Genomic DNA, 17,630 nt, shown 5'->3' with positions numbered 1-17,630 from the left:
GGCCTATCCTCTTTTACGTCGTTGGGCGGCGTTATTGCGCTGCCCCGCACTCTCCTGCATAGACATCACCACGCCAGCGAATTCTTTCATTACGCGGCGATAAACATCGCGCTTGAAAGAGACGACCTGACGTACCGGATACCAGAAGCTAACCCAGCGCCAACCATCAAACTCGGGCGTGCTGCTGTGCTGCACATTGATCTTCGCGTCACTACACATTAACTGCAGAAGAAACCACTTTTGTTTCTGGCCGATACACACCGGCTTTGTGTCCCAACGCACCAAACGTTTTGGCAACTTGTAACGTAACCAGTTACGGGTTGAAGCAAGTATTCGAACATCTTTGCGGTGTAAGCCCACTTCTTCGAACAGTTCGCGATACATCGCCTGTTCAGCAGTTTCACCCGGATTGATGCCTCCCTGAGGAAATTGCCAGGAGTGCTGTCCAAAGCGCCTGGCCCATAACACTTGTCCTTGCCTGTTGCAGATTACGATACCAACATTCGGGCGGTAGCCATCATCATCGATCACTGGACTACCTCAAAGCTAAATTTGAATAGCCTGATTGTTTCACACTCCTTACAGGCGGTAAACCACTGGATACTGAGGGTGATAACGGAATAAAAACAGGATAACTCACAGAGATAAGCCAAGTTATAAACAGCAAGCGGGAATTATGGCCGATCTTATTCACCTTTTCTGTGGATAGCGTTGTGCAGAACACGGGAATGAAGTGAATAACCACTTCAGAAAACTCTTACAAAACAATAAGTGAAACGCACAAAAAAAATTATTTTTCAGCGAGTTATTAAAAAATCGTCGACTAAATCCTAAGAGGATCGTCCTTTACTCACATTTGCTTTTTGGCGATCGGTTAAAGATCCATCAGCGGCGTTTTTATCCACAGAGAATGCCCTAAACCTGGTCAAAGAAAGGAAAAAAAGCGTTCAAAACGCGAAAGTCAAGGCTGTAAATGGAAACAGGTATCTTCATAACCAGGGGTTATCCCACTTTTCTGTGGATAACTAGGTTCAACATCTGTTCATTGTCGATAACAAGCTGGGATAACCTTAATAGCACTTCTGCTGTTAACGGGCATCAATCTAAAAAAAGCACGCTGAATCATGCTATTATCACACTTATTCACGTATCTGCCATGTGGACAAATTCAGCCAGCTTTTACTGTTCACTCTTCAACCAATGTGAGTTTTACCATGCACTCCTCACCGTTATTGCCGTCGCCACCGGAAAATGAAGCGGAATTACTGCAGCGCGCACAGCGACTGGCCGGCCAAACATTTGCCGCGCTGGCGGCACAGCTTAACCTGCCCATTCCGCCAAACCTGAAGCGTGACAAAGGCTGGGTGGGTATGCTGTTAGAGCTGCATCTGGGCGCCAGCGCGGGCAGCAAAGCCGAGCAGGATTTCGCCCATCTCGGCATTGAATTGAAAACCATTCCGGTGGATGCGCAAGGCAAACCGCTGGAAACCACCTTCGTGTGCGTTGCGCCGCTTACCGGTAACAGCGGCGTCACCTGGGAAACCAGCCATGTGCGCCACAAGCTGGCGCGCGTGCTGTGGATCCCGATCGAAGGCGATCGTGGCATACCACTAGCCGATCGCCGCGTGGGATCGCCTTTGCTGTGGCATCCCAGCGAAGAAGAGGAACAGCAGCTGCGTGAGGATTGGGAAGAGCTAATGGATATGATTGTGCTGGGTCAGGTAGAGCGCATCACCGCACGTCACGGCGCCTGGCTACAAATCCGTCCTAAAGCGGCGAACAGCAAAGCGTTGACGGAAGCCATTGGCCAACACGGCGAGCCTATCATGACGCTGCCACGCGGTTTTTATTTAAAGAAAAGCTTCACCGGTCCTTTGCTCGCCCGTCATTTTCTAATGTAAATGCACTTTTCTGCCGATAAATTTTAGGAATGATGCGATTACTCCTAACGGCGAAAGCATTTATTACTACACTTTTGCTGTTGAAGTCGTTGGAAGGAGAGAAGAATGAAAGGGTTGGTAAGTGCAGTGGGTGTCATGTTGGCTGCGGTATTGATGAGTGGTTGCAGTAGTGATTACGTGATGGCGACCAAAGATGGTCGTATGATTATGACCGATGGTAAGCCCGCCATTGATAAAGAGACCGGTTTAGTGCAGTACACCGATGAGCAAGGCCATCAGATGCAGATCAATGGTGATGAGGTCTCGACCATCATTGAGCGTTAAGTGCCAAATTACATCGCCTGCACACGTTTTCTCCCTGTGCAGGCGATTTCCCGAACTTTCCCCCCTTCCTTCCGCGCCGCTTCACACGCTATAGTCCCACAGGACACAACATTCCCTTTCATAATGAAAATAGGATGCCGGCACATGCACTATCACCGTATTCCCCATAGCACGCTGGAAGTGAGTCAGCTGGGGCTTGGAACCATGACGTTTGGTGAGCAGAACAGCGAAGCCGACGCCCACGCACAACTCGATTACGCAGTTAGCAGCGGCATAAATCTGATTGATACTGCGGAAATGTATCCGGTGCCGCCGCGCCCGGAAACCCAGGGTTTAACTGAACAGTACATTGGTAGCTGGCTGAAAAAGCGCGGCAGCCGCGACAAAATCATTCTGGCCAGTAAAGTGGCGGGGCCAGTGCGCGGTGCCGATGCATCGATTCGCCCGCACCAGGCTCTGGATCGCAAAAACATCCGTGAAGCGCTGGATGCCAGCCTGAAACGCCTGAATACCGACTATCTCGATCTCTATCAGCTGCACTGGCCGCAGCGCCAGACCAACTATTTTGGCAAGCTGGGCTATCAATATACCGATTCCAGCGTGCCAGTGACGCTGCTGGAAACGCTGGAAGCGCTGACGGAACAAGTGCGCGCCGGTAAGATTCGTTACATTGGTGTATCGAATGAAACCGCGTGGGGCGTGATGCGCTACCTGCAGCTGGCGGAAAAGCATGAGCTGCCGCGTATCGTCACCATCCAGAATCCGTATAGCCTGCTGAACCGGAGTTTCGAGGTGGGTTTGGCAGAGATCAGCCAGCATGAAGGCGTTGAGCTGTTGGCTTACTCCAGCCTGGCGTTTGGTACCTTGAGCGGTAAATATCTGAACGGGGCAAAACCGGCCGGTGCGCGCAATACGCTATTCAGCCGCTTCACGCGCTACAGCGGCGATCAGTCACAGCAGGCGATTGCTGCCTACGTGGATCTTGCGAAGAAGCACAACCTGGATCCCTCGCAGATGGCGCTGGCCTATGTGCGTCAGCAGCCGTTTGTTGCCAGCACCCTATTGGGCGCCACCACGATGGAGCAACTGAAGGTTAACGTGGAGAGTTTCAATCTGACGCTGAACGCCGAGGTGTTAGAGGAGCTGGAAGCGATTCACCGCCAGTTTACTTATCCCGCGCCTTAAAACCAGGTGCGCATTAATGCGCACCCTACATGTCAATCGTAGGGTCGCCATTCATGGCGACCCATTCATTTACTGCACGATTTAACGACGGCTTTTCCACCATAAGAGCGCAATCGCCACGGCGAAGATCGCACCGAATCCTACGCCGGTCGCCACTGCTGGCGCACCCAGCTTGATCGCCACCGTGTACAATCCCAGCATCAGCAGCATGGCGGTGTTCTCACCAAGGTTCTGCACCGCAATCGCGTTACCCGAACCCACGGTATCCTTGCCGCGCTCCTGCAGTAGCGCATTGAGCGGCACCACGAAGAAACCGCCCAGTGCACCAATCAGCATTAATATCAGATAGGCATTCAGCAAACTCTGTTGCAGCGCGAACACGACCACCATCACCCCAATCAGCACGCCAGCTGGCATGCAACGGCGCACGGTTTGCAGCGTCACCAGTTTCGCCGCCGCCGCCGCACCAATTACGATGCCAATCGCCACCATCGCATTCAGCGTGGTTGGGGTTTTATTGTCGCTGATGCCGAGCGCCACCGGCACCCACAGCACCAGCAGGAAACGCAGCGTCACGCCCGCGCCCCAGAACAAGCTGGTGCCGAGCAGCGAGAAACGCGTCTCGCCGTTGCGCCACAGTATTTTAGTCGCCGCCACGAAACTGCGCAGCATCGCGCCAAAGTGCCAGCTCTGGCCCGGACGCGCCGCCGTTAGACGCGGAATAAAGATATTCGCCACCACCGCCATCGCATACGTCATGGCGCACACCACCAGCGCGGCGACCAGATTCCAGTCCGCCAGAATACCGCCCGCCACGGAGCCCAGCAGAATCGCCGCTATGGTCGAGCCTTCCATTAAGCCATTGGCTTTAACTAAGCGTTCACCGTGGGTGATTTCCGTCAGGATGCCGTACTTAGCGGGTGAATAGGACGCCGCACCAATTCCCACCAGCGTGTAGCCGAGGAACGGATTGAAGCCAAAGCAGATGATTAGCGCGCCCAGCAGCTTGAGGCTGTTGCCAAACATCATTACCCGGCCTTTGGCGAAGCTATCCGCCATCTGACCGACAAACGGTGCGAGCAGAATGTAAGTCGCCACAAACAGCATTTGCAGGATCGGCTGGCTCCAGTCCGGATAGTACTGATTTTTCAGCACCGCCAGCGTCACGAACAGCAGCGCATTATCACCGAATGCCGAGAAGAACTGCGCCACAATTACCGCCAGCATGCTGCGCGATAGCAGCGGTGTATCCCTATTTAACGGCTGGCTCATACCTGCTCCTCTTCCGCCAGCTGTCTGAGGCTGACATAGTCCGGTTTGCCGCTGCCCAGCATTGGCAGCTGCTTCATCACGCGGATGTCGCGCGGCACCGCCAGCTCCGGCGCACCAATCTCACGCGCGGCTTTCAGCAGCGTGTCGCGGCTCAATACCGTGTCGGTGGTGAACAACACCAACGCTTCACCACGATTGCCGTCCGGACGCAACGATGCGGCATGCTGCTTCTCATGCGAGGCTTTCAGCGCAATCTGCTCAACGATTTCCAGCGATACCATCTCACCGGCAATTTTTGCGAAGCGCTTCGCACGGCCCTGAATCTGACAGAAACCGCCTTCATCAAAGCTGACGATATCGCCGGTGTCGTACCAGCCTGCTTCCATCTCGCCTTCGCCGTTATCGGCCACCGGCACTTCCAACACGCCTGGATTCTCTACGCGCAGATAACCGTTCATCACGTTTGGACCACGCAACTGCAGGCGACCGCCCTGCTCAATGCCCGGCACCGAAATCAAACGCGAATCCATGCCGGGCAGAATACGGCCTACCGTGTGACTTTTTGCCGCCATCGGCACGTTGATCGCCACTACCGGCGCGCATTCCGTCACGCCGTAGCCTTCAAGAATGCGGATGCCGTACTTCTCCATGTAAATCTGGCGCGTCGCTTCCTGCAGTTTCTCTGCGCCGGCTACCACATAGCGCAGCCGCGCAAAATCATACGGGCTGGCGAAGCGCGCGTAGTTGCCAAGGAAGGTCGAGGTGCCAAACAGCACGGTGCAGTTACGGTCATACACCAGCTCCGGCACAATGCGGTAATGCAGCGGGCTCGGATAGAGAAATACCTGCGCGCCGGTCAGCAGCGGCGTAAACAGGCCAACGGTCAGACCGAAAGCATGGAACAGCGGCAGCGCCGACATAAAGCGGTCACGCGGCGTGAAGTCCGCCACGGTACGAATCTGCTCCACGTTCGCCAGCAGGCTTTTGTGTGAATGCACCACACCTTTGGGATTGCCTTCCGAACCCGAGGTAAACAGCACCATCGCCGCATCTTCCGGCTGCTGCTGCACCTGTGCACGGCGCGGCATCAGCAGATGCGCCACAATCCACAGCTTGTCTTTCAGCGTGACGGTATCTTTCAGATCTTCCAGATAGATCCACTGCACGTCGCTGAGGCCCTGCGGCAAGTGCCACAAGTTGCCCTTTTCGAGGAACTGGCGCGAGGTGAAGACGGTTTTCACCTGTGAAGCGGTGAGCGCCGCGCGCATACCTTTTACGCCAGCGGTGTAATTCAGCATGGCCGGAATACGTCCGCGCAGCGACGCGCCAAGAATCGCCGCCGCGGTGACGGTGGCGTTCGGCAGCAGCAGGCCCACGTATTCGCCTTGCTGGCTATAGCGTTCAAGAATGCGACCCACGCCGAGCGATTTCTTCAGCAGGCCGGTATAGCTGTCGGGCTTGAAATTGATGTCTTCAATGCACGGTTTCATCAGCCCATAACGCTGGCGCGCACTGAGGAACGCTTCGAACAGCGTTTCACGTGGACGCACCGCCATGCGCGCTTCCATCATTACATGATGTAAGTGCTCACCCGCCAGCTGGCGGCGATCGCGCGCGCGTTTCGCTTCAGGCATCGGAATCACTGTCGCCGGTAGCACCGTTAAGGTGATGCGCGGGAACAAGCGACGTTTAAACACGCCCGCCAGCCGACCAAACGGCGTATATTCCGCCCCTTCGATACGCATCGGCACCACGGTCGCGCCGGATTTTGCCGCCACAAAACCCGCACCGCTGTAGATCTTCATCAGCGAGCCGGTCACGGTAATGCGCCCTTCCGGGAAGATCACCACCGGACGGCCTTCGTTAATCATCCGCACCAGATGTTTGACTGACATCGGCCTGGTAGGATCGAGCGGCACGAAGTCGATAATCGGCTTCAGCAGGCGCATGTACCACTGTTCGCTGATCGACGAGTAGACGGCGAACACCGGTTTGATCGGCAGAAACAGCGCCACCAGCACCCCATCAAGAAATGACATGTGGTTAGGTGTGATCAGCACTTTTTCTTTGTGTAGTGCAGTGAGGTCGCCACGCAGTTCCACGCGCCACAGCAGGCGGAACAGGAAACGGAAAAAGGTGAGTAGCATGCCAGCTCCCTAGCAATCGTAAAAAATGGCTCTTACGATGCAGGATCTCAGGTTTTTCGACAAGTGGCGTGGTGATTTTCGCGGGGTTTAGACGCTTTTTAAGGGGAATAAATTGCGCCGCTGCGTTATGCGTACATATTGGCTAACGGCGAAATAGTTCACTTTTATCTCAAGCTATCATTCGCTCGTTCCAGCTATCTTTGTACTGAATGTTTCCATCAACGTACTTCCACGTTATCGATTCATAACGCATTTCAATGCCCTCCATATGAGTACCTGTTACACCCGTTGGCAGTAGAGATGGAGCAATACTGGTGATTTTTACGTTGTCGAGCAGAATATTAAAATATTCTGCTTCAATCCCCGCCTCTGTGATTCGGTACATTTTTATGGTGGCTGATTTTAGCATTCGCCCCTGACAAAGCGCTCGAAACAATAGCGGAGTTGTACGGTCAAATTCTTTTTGAAACACGATGGGAGTATGTACTCTCGTGCCTGTGAGTTTCCCATAATGTGCATCCACAGGAATCGTGACGTTATGCGTTAATGTACGCATTTCTATCGAACCTAAACGTGTCGGCATTAAGCATGCACCGATAATAGGCGAGCCGTTTTCGTCTGTTAACCATAAATGGGCCGGGGTTGACATAATTAAAATCCTTTTAAAACTTAACGGGGTCGATTGAACCAGATGACAAAAGCGAAAGTTAAAACTATGACAATGCCTGTTGCTTGTAGGGCATAAGGCCGAAAATAAGTTACGGCAAAGGCTCCGAATGCAACAATGAAAATAAGTGGAACATACCCCCAAAAAAAGTATGAAGCCTGAGCTTTTACCCATTTCCTCAAGAAGATCAGCATAATTAATTCACCATATTTATTATGGTGCTAACAACATCGTTATCGAATGCACGAGCTTTCATAAATAGCGGCTCAATAAGAAAATACATCATATCGAGTTTCTGCAGAGACAGCGCGTGATAATACATGGGGGCCAACAATTGCAGACGCTCTGCACTTTCTGCCGCGTGCTGGACTATGCCGTACAATCCCAGCCCAGTTACAGCAAGCGTTGTTGCTTTGCCTGTCCATTTGAAAGCCGTAGTACTGAGACTGGTGCCAAGGCAAACTGTCGTCGTTATTCCAATAACAAACGCCTGATTGTTTAAAGCACTGGCTGAAGTCATCACGCCAGCCTTTAATAGTTTTGATTTAATGGCTTCGAGCTGGCTACGATTTTTGAATATAAAAATATCTTCGAAATAGATATGCAACATTCTGTATATAATGTCGCGGTGTTTTACAAGCTCTGCGACACCCTCAAGAAATTTTAGGTCCTCTTCTTTCAATCGGGCGCAAACATCCTGATAATTATCAGTAAAGCATGATATGTAATACGATAAGCGAGTTGCACCATCACCGATTTTATTGGCCTGCTCCAGAACCTGCTTTTTTACACCATAAAAAGCTTTTTCGAGTTGAAGGGCTATCAACTTATCAGCCTGAATATCCTCGATTATCAATTTACTATGATACATAATTCATCCTTGTGGTTAAAAATCGTCCTGATGCAAAAAATATCATGAGACCATTTAAACTGTAAGGATAATTTTCTGGACACAGTCCGCACTTTCTAAATAGAGTCGCCATCTTTGGCGTAATGCTTGTCAGTTAAGAAATGAAAACCCCTATTACTGAGCGCACACATTGTAGCGGCGCAATTCATTGCGCGATAAATCGCGCCGCTACGGAAGGTGCGGTGATTTGATACGGCGCTTAACCGATCGGCATTACACCATTTATGGCGACCTGGGTTACTGCGGATCCGCCTGCCAGCCGCCGCCCAGTGCGGCGATCAGCGCCACGCTGCTGACCCACTGCGTGCTCTGCAATGACAGCAAACTCTGCTGCGCGCTCAGGCTGCTGTTTTCGGTAGTGGCGACGTCGAGATAATCGATCATGCCCGCCTCATACTGATTGCGCGTCACGCGCGCCGATTCCTGCGCCGCGTCGGTGGCGCGCTGCTGCGAGGCGATTTCGCCTTGCAGGGTATTCAGCTGCACCAGATAATCCTCCACTTCCTGCATCCCTTCCAGCACCGACTGGCGATAGCTGGCGACGCTGGCATCATAAGCCGCACGCGCCTGCTCCACCTTCGACGAGGTGGCACCGAAGTCTAACAGCGTACCGCTCAGCTCCGGCCCCAATGACCAGACGCGATTGGGCAGTGAGAACAAGCTATTAATCGCCGATGAACTCACGCCGCCGCTGGCGCTCAACGTCAGGTCGGGATAGTAACCGGCAATCGCCACGCCCACCGCCGCATTGGCCGCCGCCACGTTACGCTCGGCATAGGCGATATCGGGACGGCGCTGCAACAGCTGCGAGGGCACGCTATTTGGGATCGCAGGTAACGCGGCATCCAGCTTCGCCACCGGCAGGGAAAAATCGGCCGGCGCGCGGCCCAGCAGCAGCGCAATCGCATGCTCCATCTGGGCGCGCTGCCATTGATAATCCTGCGCCGAAGCGCGCGCGCTCTCCAGCTGCATCTGCGCCTGCGCTAAGGTGGCGCGTGATTCGCTGCCAGCGGCATATTTGTTTTCAATCACCGTCAGATAGCGCTGATACGCCTCGATGCTGCGCTGATACAGCGCAATTTTCTCGTCGATGATGCGCAGCTGGAAATAGTCCTGCGCCAGTTCGGACTGCGCGCTCAGGGTGATATTCGCCAGTTCAGCTTTGCTGGCTTCGGCGCTGGCGTTGTTCTCCTCCAGCGTGCGGCGCAGTTTACCCCACAAATCCAGCTCCCAGCTGGCGCTGAGATCGGCGGCATGGCTGTTGCTGACGCTGCGCTGTCCGCTGGTACTGGCACGGCTACCGCTGCGCGTGCTGCTGGCGTCGTAGCCAACGGACGGCAACAGTGCGGCGCGTGACTGCGACGTTAGCGCCTGCGCTTCACGATACTGCGCGGCATAGTTGGCGACATTCTGATTGGAAATGCTGACCTGCTTCAGCAGGCTATCCAGCGTGGCATCGTGATACACCTGCCACCACTCGCCTTTACTCACGGCATCCTGCGGCGTGGCCTGCTGCCAGCCTTTGGCTTCTTTAAAATGGGTCGGCATCGCCATGGTCGGGCGCTGATAATCCGGACCAACCGCGCAACCGGCCAGCAATAACACCAACAGTACGGGGGTAATTTTCAGGGACATTTTCATCTATCGGGATTCCACATGACGCAACCGCAGCCATTGACGCTGCGTGGCACGGCTTAAACGATCGAGCCAGAGATAAACCACCGGCGTAGTAAACAGCGTCAGCAGCTGGCTGAGCGCCAGACCACCGGCAATCGCCAGCCCGAGCGGGCTGCGCAAGTCGGCATCGCCACCGCTGCCCAGCGCCAGCGGCAGCGCGCCGAAGAAGGCGGCCAGCGTGGTCATCATGATCGGGCGGAAGCGCATCAAACAGGCTTGGGTGATCGCCTGCTGCGGCGACATGCCCTGCGTACGCTCGGCGTGAATGGCAAAATCAATCATCATAATGGCGTTCTTTTTCACGATACCGATCAGCAGGATGATGCCGATCAGCGCGATCACCGTCAGCTGCGTATTGGTGAGCAGCAGCAGTAACAGCGCTCCAACGCCCGCCGACGGCAGCGTTGAGAGAATAGTGATTGGATGGATATAGCTCTCATACAGCACGCCGAGCACGATATACACCGCCGCCAGCGCCGCGATAATCAGCCATGGCATGGTGGCAGTGAGCTGTGAAAACGCCGCGGCGGTGCCGGCAAAACCGGCCTGAATGGTGGACGGCAAGCCGAGCTGCGCCATCGCCTGCTTGATCAATCCCTGCGCCTGCTCCAGCGATACGCCATCATTCAGGTTGAACGCCACGGTGCTGGTGGCCGATTGCCCCTGATGCGCCACCGACAGCGGCGCGTTGCCGCCTTTGAAGCTGGCGAACGCCGCCAGCGGCACGCGATCGCCGCTGTCGTTGATCACATACAGCTGCTGGAGAATCGCCGGATCGCGCGTGTAGCTGTCCTGCAGCGACATCACCACATGATACTGATTGAGCGTGTGGTACAGCGTGGCGACCTGGCGCTGGCTGAAGGCGTTATTCAGCATGGTGTCGAGCATCTGCACGTTAACGCCCAGCCGCATGGCGCGATCGCGATCGATGTTGATCACCACCTCCTGACCGCCGGTTTGCGCATCGGAATCCACGCTGTTGAGCTGCGGGATCGCCGCCAGCGCCGCCTGCACTTTTGGCGTCCAGGTGCGCAGCAGATCGAGGTCGTCGGCCTGCAGGCTGTACTGATAGGTGGCGTTGGCGCTGCGCCCGCCGATATGCAAATCCTGCGCCGCCATCAGGAACATCTGCGCCCCGGCGATGTGGCTGGTTTTCATGCTCAGGCGATTCGCCACTTCGGTGGCGGTGGCATCACGCTGATCAAAATCCTTCAGCCGCACAAAGAAGTTGGCGCTGTTGCGCGAACCGAACATGCCGCTGCCCATCGACGACATCACGCTCTCCACCGCCGGATCGGACTGGATGATGTGGGTGAACTGCAGCATTTTCGGCTTCATCGCCTGGAAGGAGATGTTCTGATCGGCACGCAGCGCGCCCATCAGCAGGCCGGTATCCTGATTGGGGAAGAAGCCTTTTTGAACCACCGAAAACAGGAACAGATTGAGCAGCACGGTCAGCACCAGGCTAAACATCGTCAGCTTTTGGTGCGCCATCACCCAGCTTAAGCCGCGCGAGTAGGCCGCCAACAAACCATTAAGCTGGTTTTCGATAAACTGATACAGCGGATGCGGCCGCTGAGTGACTTTCGCTTTCGGCTTGAGTAAGCGCGCGCACAGCATCGGCGTTAGGCTCAGCGACACAAACATCGAGATCAGCAGCGACACCGTCAGCGTCACGGCAAACTCGCGGAACAGGCGGCCGACAATGCTGCCCATCAGCAGAATGGGGATAAACACCGCAATCAACGACATGGTCATCGATAGCACGGTAAAACTCACTTCCTGCGCGCCACGCAGCGCCGCACGCAGCGGACTCAATCCCTCTTCGATATGGCGGGTGATATTTTCCAGCACCACAATCGCATCATCCACCACAAAGCCGGTGGCGATAATCAACGCCATCAGCGACAGGTTATCGAGGCTGTAACCGAGCAGATACATCACCGCGCAGGTGCCAACCAGCGACACCGGCAGCGCCAGCGCCGGGATCACCACCGCCTGTACGTTGCGCAGGAAGACAAACACCACGGCGATCACCAGCAGCATCGCCACCAGCAGCGTCTCTTCGGTGTCGTACAGCGAGGCGCGCACCGTTGGCGAACGATCCACCACCACTTTCAGCTGGGTATCGGCGGGCAAATCTTTCTCCAACGCCGGCAGTTGCGCTTTGATGGCATCGATGGTGTCGAGCATATTGGCGCCGGCCTGGCGCTTAATGCCCACCATCACCGACGGCTTCGAATCCAGAAAACCGGCCTGATATTGATCTTCCACCGAATCGTACACCGTGGCGACATCGTGCAGGCGCACCGCTTTGCCGTCCTGATAGCTGACGATCAGATCCTGGTACTGCGCGGCTTTATCCAGCTGGCCGTTGCTGTCCACCACCCAGGATTGGCTGCTGCCCTGCAAAATGCCCTTCGGCTTATTGGTGGTGCCATTGGCGATGGCGCTGCGCACCGTATCGAGCGAAATGCCGTACTGCGTCAGCTTCAGCGGCTGCAGATCGATACGCACCGCCGGCAAGGCGCTGCCCATCAATGACACTTCGCCCACGCCTTGCACCTGCCCCAGCGCCTGCTCGATTTTGCTTTCAGCAAGGTCGTAGAGTTCGCCCGGCGTGCGCGTGGCGGACGTTAGCGCCAGCATCACAATCGGCGCATCCGATGGGTTAGCTTTGCGGTAGGTCGGCAATGACTCCATCGCGCTTGGCAGCAGGCTGCGCGCGGCGTTGATCGCCGCCTGCACGTCACGCGCCGCGCCGTTGATGTCGCGATCGAGATCAAACTGCAAAATCACGCTGGTCGATCCCTGCGAACTGGTCGAGGTCATCTCGGTGACACCCGCGATCTGCCCGAGCGAACGCTCCAGCGGCGTCGCCACGGTGGCCGCCATGGTTTCCGGGCTGGCACCCGCTAAGCTGGCGCTGACCATGATGGTGGGGAAATCCACCTGCGGCAGCGGTGCCACCGGCAGCAGCCGATAGCCCAGCGCACCAAGCAGCAGGATCGCCAGCGTCAGCAGCAGCGTGGCGACCGGACGGAAGATAAACAGCCGGGTTAAGTTCATCGATCGCCCCGCGCCTGTTGCTGCTTGCGCTGCATATAGCGCTTGCCGCGCTGGGCGATGCCATCAAACCACAGGTAAATCACTGGCGTGGAGAACAGCGTTAGCACCTGGCTGACAATCAGGCCGCCAACAATCACCAACCCGAGCGGCTGGCGCAGTTCGGCACCGGAACCGGACGCCAGCATCAGCGGTAGCGCGCCGAGCAGCGCCGCCATGGTGGTCATCAAAATCGGGCGGAAGCGCAGCAAACAGGCTTGATGAATTGCCTCGCGCGCGCTCATGTGCTGTTTGTTCTCCGCTTCCAGCGCGAAGTCGATCATCATAATCGCGTTCTTTTTGACGATGCCGATCAGCAGGATCACACCAATCAGCGCAATCAGGCTGAACTCGCTGCCGGCCAGCAGCAGCGTCAGCAACGCGCCAACCGCCGCCGACGGCAGCGTCGAGAGGATGGTTACCGGATGGATAAAGCTCTCATACAAAATGCCGAGCACCACGTACATGGTGATCAGCGCCGCCAGAATCAGCCACAGCGTGTTGCCGGTGGCGCTCTGGAACGCCGAGGTTTCGCCCTGATAGCGCAGGGTGATGCTCGACGGTAGATTGAGCTGCTGCGTCACTTCGGCAATCGCCTTCTGTCCATCCTCCAGCGAGTAACCGCTGTTGAGGTTGAACGACACCATCACCGCCGGGAACTGGTTGAGGCGCATGTGCATCAGCGAGCCGGTGCGCTGATGAATGGTGGCGATGGACGTCAGTTTCACCATGCCGGTCGTTGTACTGGCGTCATCCGACGATGACGACGACGTGCTGCTGTCGTCACTGGATGAAGTGCTGCTGCTGGTCACCGGCAGATAGACATCATCAAACGAGGCTGGCGATTGCTGGTACTGCGGCGCCACTTCCAGCACCACGCGATACTGATTAGCCTGGGTAAAGATGGTGGAGACCAGCCGCTGGCCGAAGCTGTTATACAGCGCGGTGTCGACATCAGCGGCGGTGATGCCGTAGCGCGCCGCCTTATCACGGTTCAATTCCACGTAGGCCACGCGGCCCTGATCCTGCAGGTTGCTCACCACGCCGTTGAACTCCGGACGCTGCTGCAACGCGGCGACCATCTTCGGCGTCCAGCTCACCAGATTTTCACTGTCGGCATCATCGAGCGTGAACTGGTACTGGCTCGGCGAGACCTGATCGTTAACCGTCAGATCCTGCGCCGGTTGCAGATAGAGCTGAATGCCCGCCACCTGCGCCGCCGCCTGCTGCAGCTGCGTGATCACCACATCGGCTTTGTCATCACGATCGCCAAACGATTTGAGGTTGATCTGGATGCGCCCGCTGTTCAGGCTGGTGTTGCTGCCGTCGATGCCAATGGTCGATGACAAACTCTCCACCGACGGGTTGTGCAAAATCACTTGCGCCAGCGCCTGCTGACGTTTCGACATCTCGCTAAACGACACATCCTGCGACGCCACGGTAACACCCTGAATCAGGCCGGTATCCTGGGTCGGGAAGAAGCCTTTCGGGATGGCGATATACAGCAGCGCGGTGAGCGCAAAGGTCGCCAGCGCCACCAGCAGCGTCAGCTTCTGATGATTCAACACCACCGTCAGCAACCGGTCATAGCCGCGCACCAGCTTGTCGAACACCTCGCCGCCTTTGCGTGAAAAGCGTGACTGTTTCTCCGGCGGAATATGCTGCAGCAAATAGGCGCACAGCATCGGCGTGAGCGTCAGCGACACCACCATCGACACCAGAATGGATACCGCCAGCGTGATGGCGAATTCGCGGAACAGCCGCCCGACCACATCGCCCATAAACAGCAGCGGAATCAGCACCGCAATCAGCGAGAAGGTCAGCGAGATGATGGTGAAGCCAATCTGCTGCGAGCCTTTCAGCGCCGCCTGCATCGGCGTTTCGCCCTCTTCCAGCCGCCGCGAAATGTTCTCCACCACCACGATGGCATCGTCGATAACGAAGCCGGTGGCGATGGTCAGCGCCATCAACGACAGGTTATTCAGGCTGAAGTCGGCCAGATACATCACGCCGAAGGTGCCAATCAGCGACAGCGGCACCGCCACGCTCGGAATCAAGGTCGCCGCCACGTTACGCAGGAACAGGAACGTCACCATCACCACCAGCGCTACCGACAGCATCAGCTCAAACTGCACGTCGCTGATGGAGGCGCGAATGGTTTGCGTACGATCCGACAGAATGCTCATCTTCACGCCGTCCGGCAGCGCCGCCTGCAGCTTCGGCAGCTGCGCTTTGATGCTGTCCACCACCTGAATCACGTTAGCGCCAGGCTGACGCTGCACGCTAACTACAATCGCCGGGCTGTTATTCGCCCACGCCGACTGGAAGCTGTTCTCAGGGCCCTGTTCGATATGCGCGATATCTTTCAGCCGCAGCGCCGCACCGTTCTGATAAGTGATAATCAGATTGCCGTACTCATCGGCGGTGCGCAGCTGGTCGTTAGCGTCGATGGTCACCGAGTGATATTTACCGTCAAAGCCACCTTTCGAGCCGTTAACGTTGCTGTTGCTGATGAGCGTATTGACGTCTTCCAGCGACAGCTTGTGCGCCGCGAGCGCTTTCGGATCCATCTGCACGCGGATCGCTGGCTGATGGCCGCCTGCCAGCGTCACCATGCCGACGCCGTTAATCTGCGACAGCTTGAGCGCCACGCGGGTATTGACCAGATCCTGTACCTGCGTCAGCGGCAGCGTGTCGGAACTCACCGCCAGCGTGATCACTGCCGTATCGGCCGGGTTAACCTTTTTATACGTCGGCGGATTCGGCAGATCGCTCGGCAGCAGATTATTGGCGGCGTTGATCGCCGCCTGCACTTCCTGCTCGGCGACATCCAGCGACAGATCGAGGCTGAATTTCAGCGTGATGATTGACGATCCGCTCGAGCTGGTCGAGGTCATCTGGCTTAATCCCGCCATCTGCCCCAGCTGGCGCTCCAGCGGCGAGGTGACGGATGACGCCATGACATCCGGGCTAGCGCCGGGATAGAGCGTGGTGACCTGAATGGTCGGGTAATCCACCTGCGGCAGCGCCGAAGTCGAGAGAAAGCGATAGGAGAAGATGCCGGCGATCAGCACGCCGACCATCAGCAGAATGGTGGCGACCGGACGCTGGATAAACAGGCGAGACGGATTCATTGGCTCGCCGCGCCCGCGCTGGTTTTGCTCTCATCGGCCAGCTGCACTTTGCTGCCGTTGGTTAGACGATCAATGCCTTCGGTCACCAGACGATCGCCCGGTTCCACCCCTTTCAGGATCGCCTGCCGATCGTCACCAAAGCTCGGCCCGGTGGTGACGGCTTTGCGCGTCACGGTGTTGTCTTTATTGATGACAAACACGAAGCTGCCGTCACTGCTCAGTTGCAGCGCCTGCGCCGGGATCACCGTGGCATTTTTCAGGATGTTGATTTGCAACCGCAGATTAACAAACTGATTGGCAAACAGCGTTTCATCTTCATTCGGGAAGGTGGCTTTCAGCGCAATGGTGCCGGTCGCGGTATCGATCTGGTTGCTGATGAACTGCACCTCGCCCTGCGCCAGCGGTGTGGTGTTGTCCTGATCGAAGGCGGTGGCGGGCAGGCTTTGTCCACCGTGCAGCGCTTTGGTCAACTGCGGGATGTTGCTCTGCGGCACGCTAAACGTCACGGCGGCGGGTTGCATCTGCGTCACCACCACAATGCCGGTGGTGTCGGTGGTTTGCACCATGTTGCCGGGATCGACCAGGCGTAAACCGACGCGTCCGCTAATCGGCGAAGTGATGCGCGCGTAGTCGATATCTAGCTTCGCGCTGGCGATCTGCGCTTCATCGGCGGCCACCGCGCCTTTGTATTGCCCGACGGTGGCGGTTTGCGTGTCGAGATCCTGACGCGACAGCGAATCCTGCGCCGCCAGTTTCTGATAGCGCGTTAAGGTTAACTGGGCGCTTTTTAGCAACGCCTGATTTTGATTGAGATCGCCCTGATATTGCGCCAGCGTCGCCTGATAGCTGCGCGGATCGATCTGTGCCAGCAGCTGACCGGCGCTGACTTTCTGCCCTTCGGTAAAGAACACTTTTTCCAGCTGACCGGCCACGCGGCTGGTGACCGTGACGCTGGCGTTAGGGATCACCGTGCCAAGCGCGTTGAGATACTGCGGCACATCCGCCGTGCTGGCTACGCCGCTGTGCACCAGCGTCGCACCGCCCGTCATCGCCATACCAGGCCTAACGCCCGCGCCACCGCGATGTCCGCCGCGTGCGCCCTTCTCCGCGCCTGGCGGCATGCCGCCGTGTCCGCCCACCACGCGCCAGAGCACGCCAGCTACGATCAATAGCACAAGCAAAAGAAGCAGCCATTTCAGCCAGCGGAAAGAGGAGGAGCGGGAAGCGTTGTTAGTCATCAGAGTCTTCAGGTTAACAAGGAAATGGAAAATCCCCTGCAAAACAGGGGATTATTTCAATGGGAAATCA

General features: G+C 56.5%; 12 protein-coding genes. 3 read left to right on the top strand and 9 right to left on the bottom strand.

Annotated elements, in window-relative coordinates; all coding sequences use genetic code 11:
- Window positions 1–3: 3 nt before the first annotated feature.
- Window positions 4–531 (bottom strand): RNA pyrophosphohydrolase, encoded by a 528-nt coding sequence (gene rppH / locus AAGR08_RS02975; RefSeq protein ID WP_345828450.1) that lies wholly within the window; start codon window positions 529–531, stop codon window positions 4–6.
- 683 nt (window positions 532–1,214) lie between these two features.
- Here rppH and mutH point away from each other — a divergent pair.
- The 3 genes from mutH to AAGR08_RS02960 all read left to right on the top strand — a co-directional run bounded on the left by mutH (window position 1,215) and on the right by AAGR08_RS02960 (window position 3,410).
- Complete coding sequence (gene mutH, locus AAGR08_RS02970) at window positions 1,215–1,901, top strand: DNA mismatch repair endonuclease MutH (protein WP_097096189.1); 687 nt, start codon at window positions 1,215–1,217, stop codon at window positions 1,899–1,901.
- Window positions 1,902–2,006: 105 nt separating this feature from the next.
- Window positions 2,007–2,225 (top strand): YgdI/YgdR family lipoprotein, encoded by a 219-nt coding sequence (locus AAGR08_RS02965; RefSeq protein ID WP_097096187.1) that lies wholly within the window; start codon window positions 2,007–2,009, stop codon window positions 2,223–2,225.
- A gap of 144 nt (window positions 2,226–2,369) precedes the next feature.
- Window positions 2,370–3,410: an NADP(H)-dependent aldo-keto reductase gene (locus tag AAGR08_RS02960; RefSeq protein ID WP_097096186.1), complete on the top strand. Its 1,041-nt coding sequence runs from the start codon at window positions 2,370–2,372 to the stop codon at window positions 3,408–3,410.
- Window positions 3,411–3,491: 81 nt separating this feature from the next.
- Here the strand turns inward: AAGR08_RS02960 and lplT are convergent, their stop codons facing one another.
- The 8 genes from lplT to AAGR08_RS02920 form a co-directional block, all read right to left on the bottom strand.
- Entirely contained in the window at window positions 3,492–4,682 is a 1,191-nt protein-coding gene (lplT, locus tag AAGR08_RS02955) for a lysophospholipid transporter LplT (RefSeq protein WP_345828449.1), read from the bottom strand.
- Window positions 4,679–6,829 (bottom strand): bifunctional acyl-ACP--phospholipid O-acyltransferase/long-chain-fatty-acid--ACP ligase, encoded by a 2,151-nt coding sequence (gene aas, locus AAGR08_RS02950; protein ID WP_345828448.1) that lies wholly within the window; start codon window positions 6,827–6,829, stop codon window positions 4,679–4,681. Before aas ends, lplT begins: the two co-directional genes overlap by 4 nt.
- Before the next feature lie 169 nt (window positions 6,830–6,998).
- On the bottom strand, window positions 6,999–7,478 hold the full coding sequence (gene tssD, locus AAGR08_RS02945; protein ID WP_345828447.1) for a type VI secretion system tube protein TssD: 480 nt from the start codon (window positions 7,476–7,478) through the stop codon (window positions 6,999–7,001).
- A 214-nt stretch (window positions 7,479–7,692) separates the two neighbouring features.
- A complete protein-coding gene (locus AAGR08_RS02940; protein ID WP_345828445.1) occupies window positions 7,693–8,367 on the bottom strand; it encodes a hypothetical protein in 675 nt (224 codons plus the stop codon).
- 276 nt (window positions 8,368–8,643) lie between these two features.
- Window positions 8,644–10,047 carry an efflux transporter outer membrane subunit gene (locus AAGR08_RS02935; RefSeq protein WP_097096182.1) on the bottom strand — a complete coding sequence of 468 codons (1,404 nt, stop codon included), beginning with the start codon at window positions 10,045–10,047 and terminating at the stop codon, window positions 8,644–8,646.
- On the bottom strand, window positions 10,048–13,152 hold the full coding sequence (locus tag AAGR08_RS02930) for an efflux RND transporter permease subunit (RefSeq protein WP_097096181.1): 3,105 nt from the start codon (window positions 13,150–13,152) through the stop codon (window positions 10,048–10,050).
- Complete coding sequence (locus tag AAGR08_RS02925) at window positions 13,149–16,322, bottom strand: multidrug efflux RND transporter permease subunit (RefSeq protein ID WP_345828442.1); 3,174 nt, start codon at window positions 16,320–16,322, stop codon at window positions 13,149–13,151. The genes AAGR08_RS02930 and AAGR08_RS02925 overlap by 4 nt, the downstream gene beginning before the upstream one ends.
- The gene (locus AAGR08_RS02920; RefSeq protein ID WP_345828440.1) at window positions 16,319–17,560 is read right to left on the bottom strand and encodes an MdtA/MuxA family multidrug efflux RND transporter periplasmic adaptor subunit; all 1,242 of its coding nucleotides are present in this window, start codon (window positions 17,558–17,560) and stop codon (window positions 16,319–16,321) included. Before AAGR08_RS02920 ends, AAGR08_RS02925 begins: the two co-directional genes overlap by 4 nt.
- Window positions 17,561–17,630: the final 70 nt, after the last annotated feature.

Origin of the sequence: Pantoea sp. BRR-3P (assembly GCF_039621635.1) — a bacterium.
Lineage (GTDB): Bacteria > Pseudomonadota > Gammaproteobacteria > Enterobacterales > Enterobacteriaceae > Pantoea > Pantoea floridensis.
This window is presented reverse-complemented; position numbering and strand designations above follow the sequence as displayed.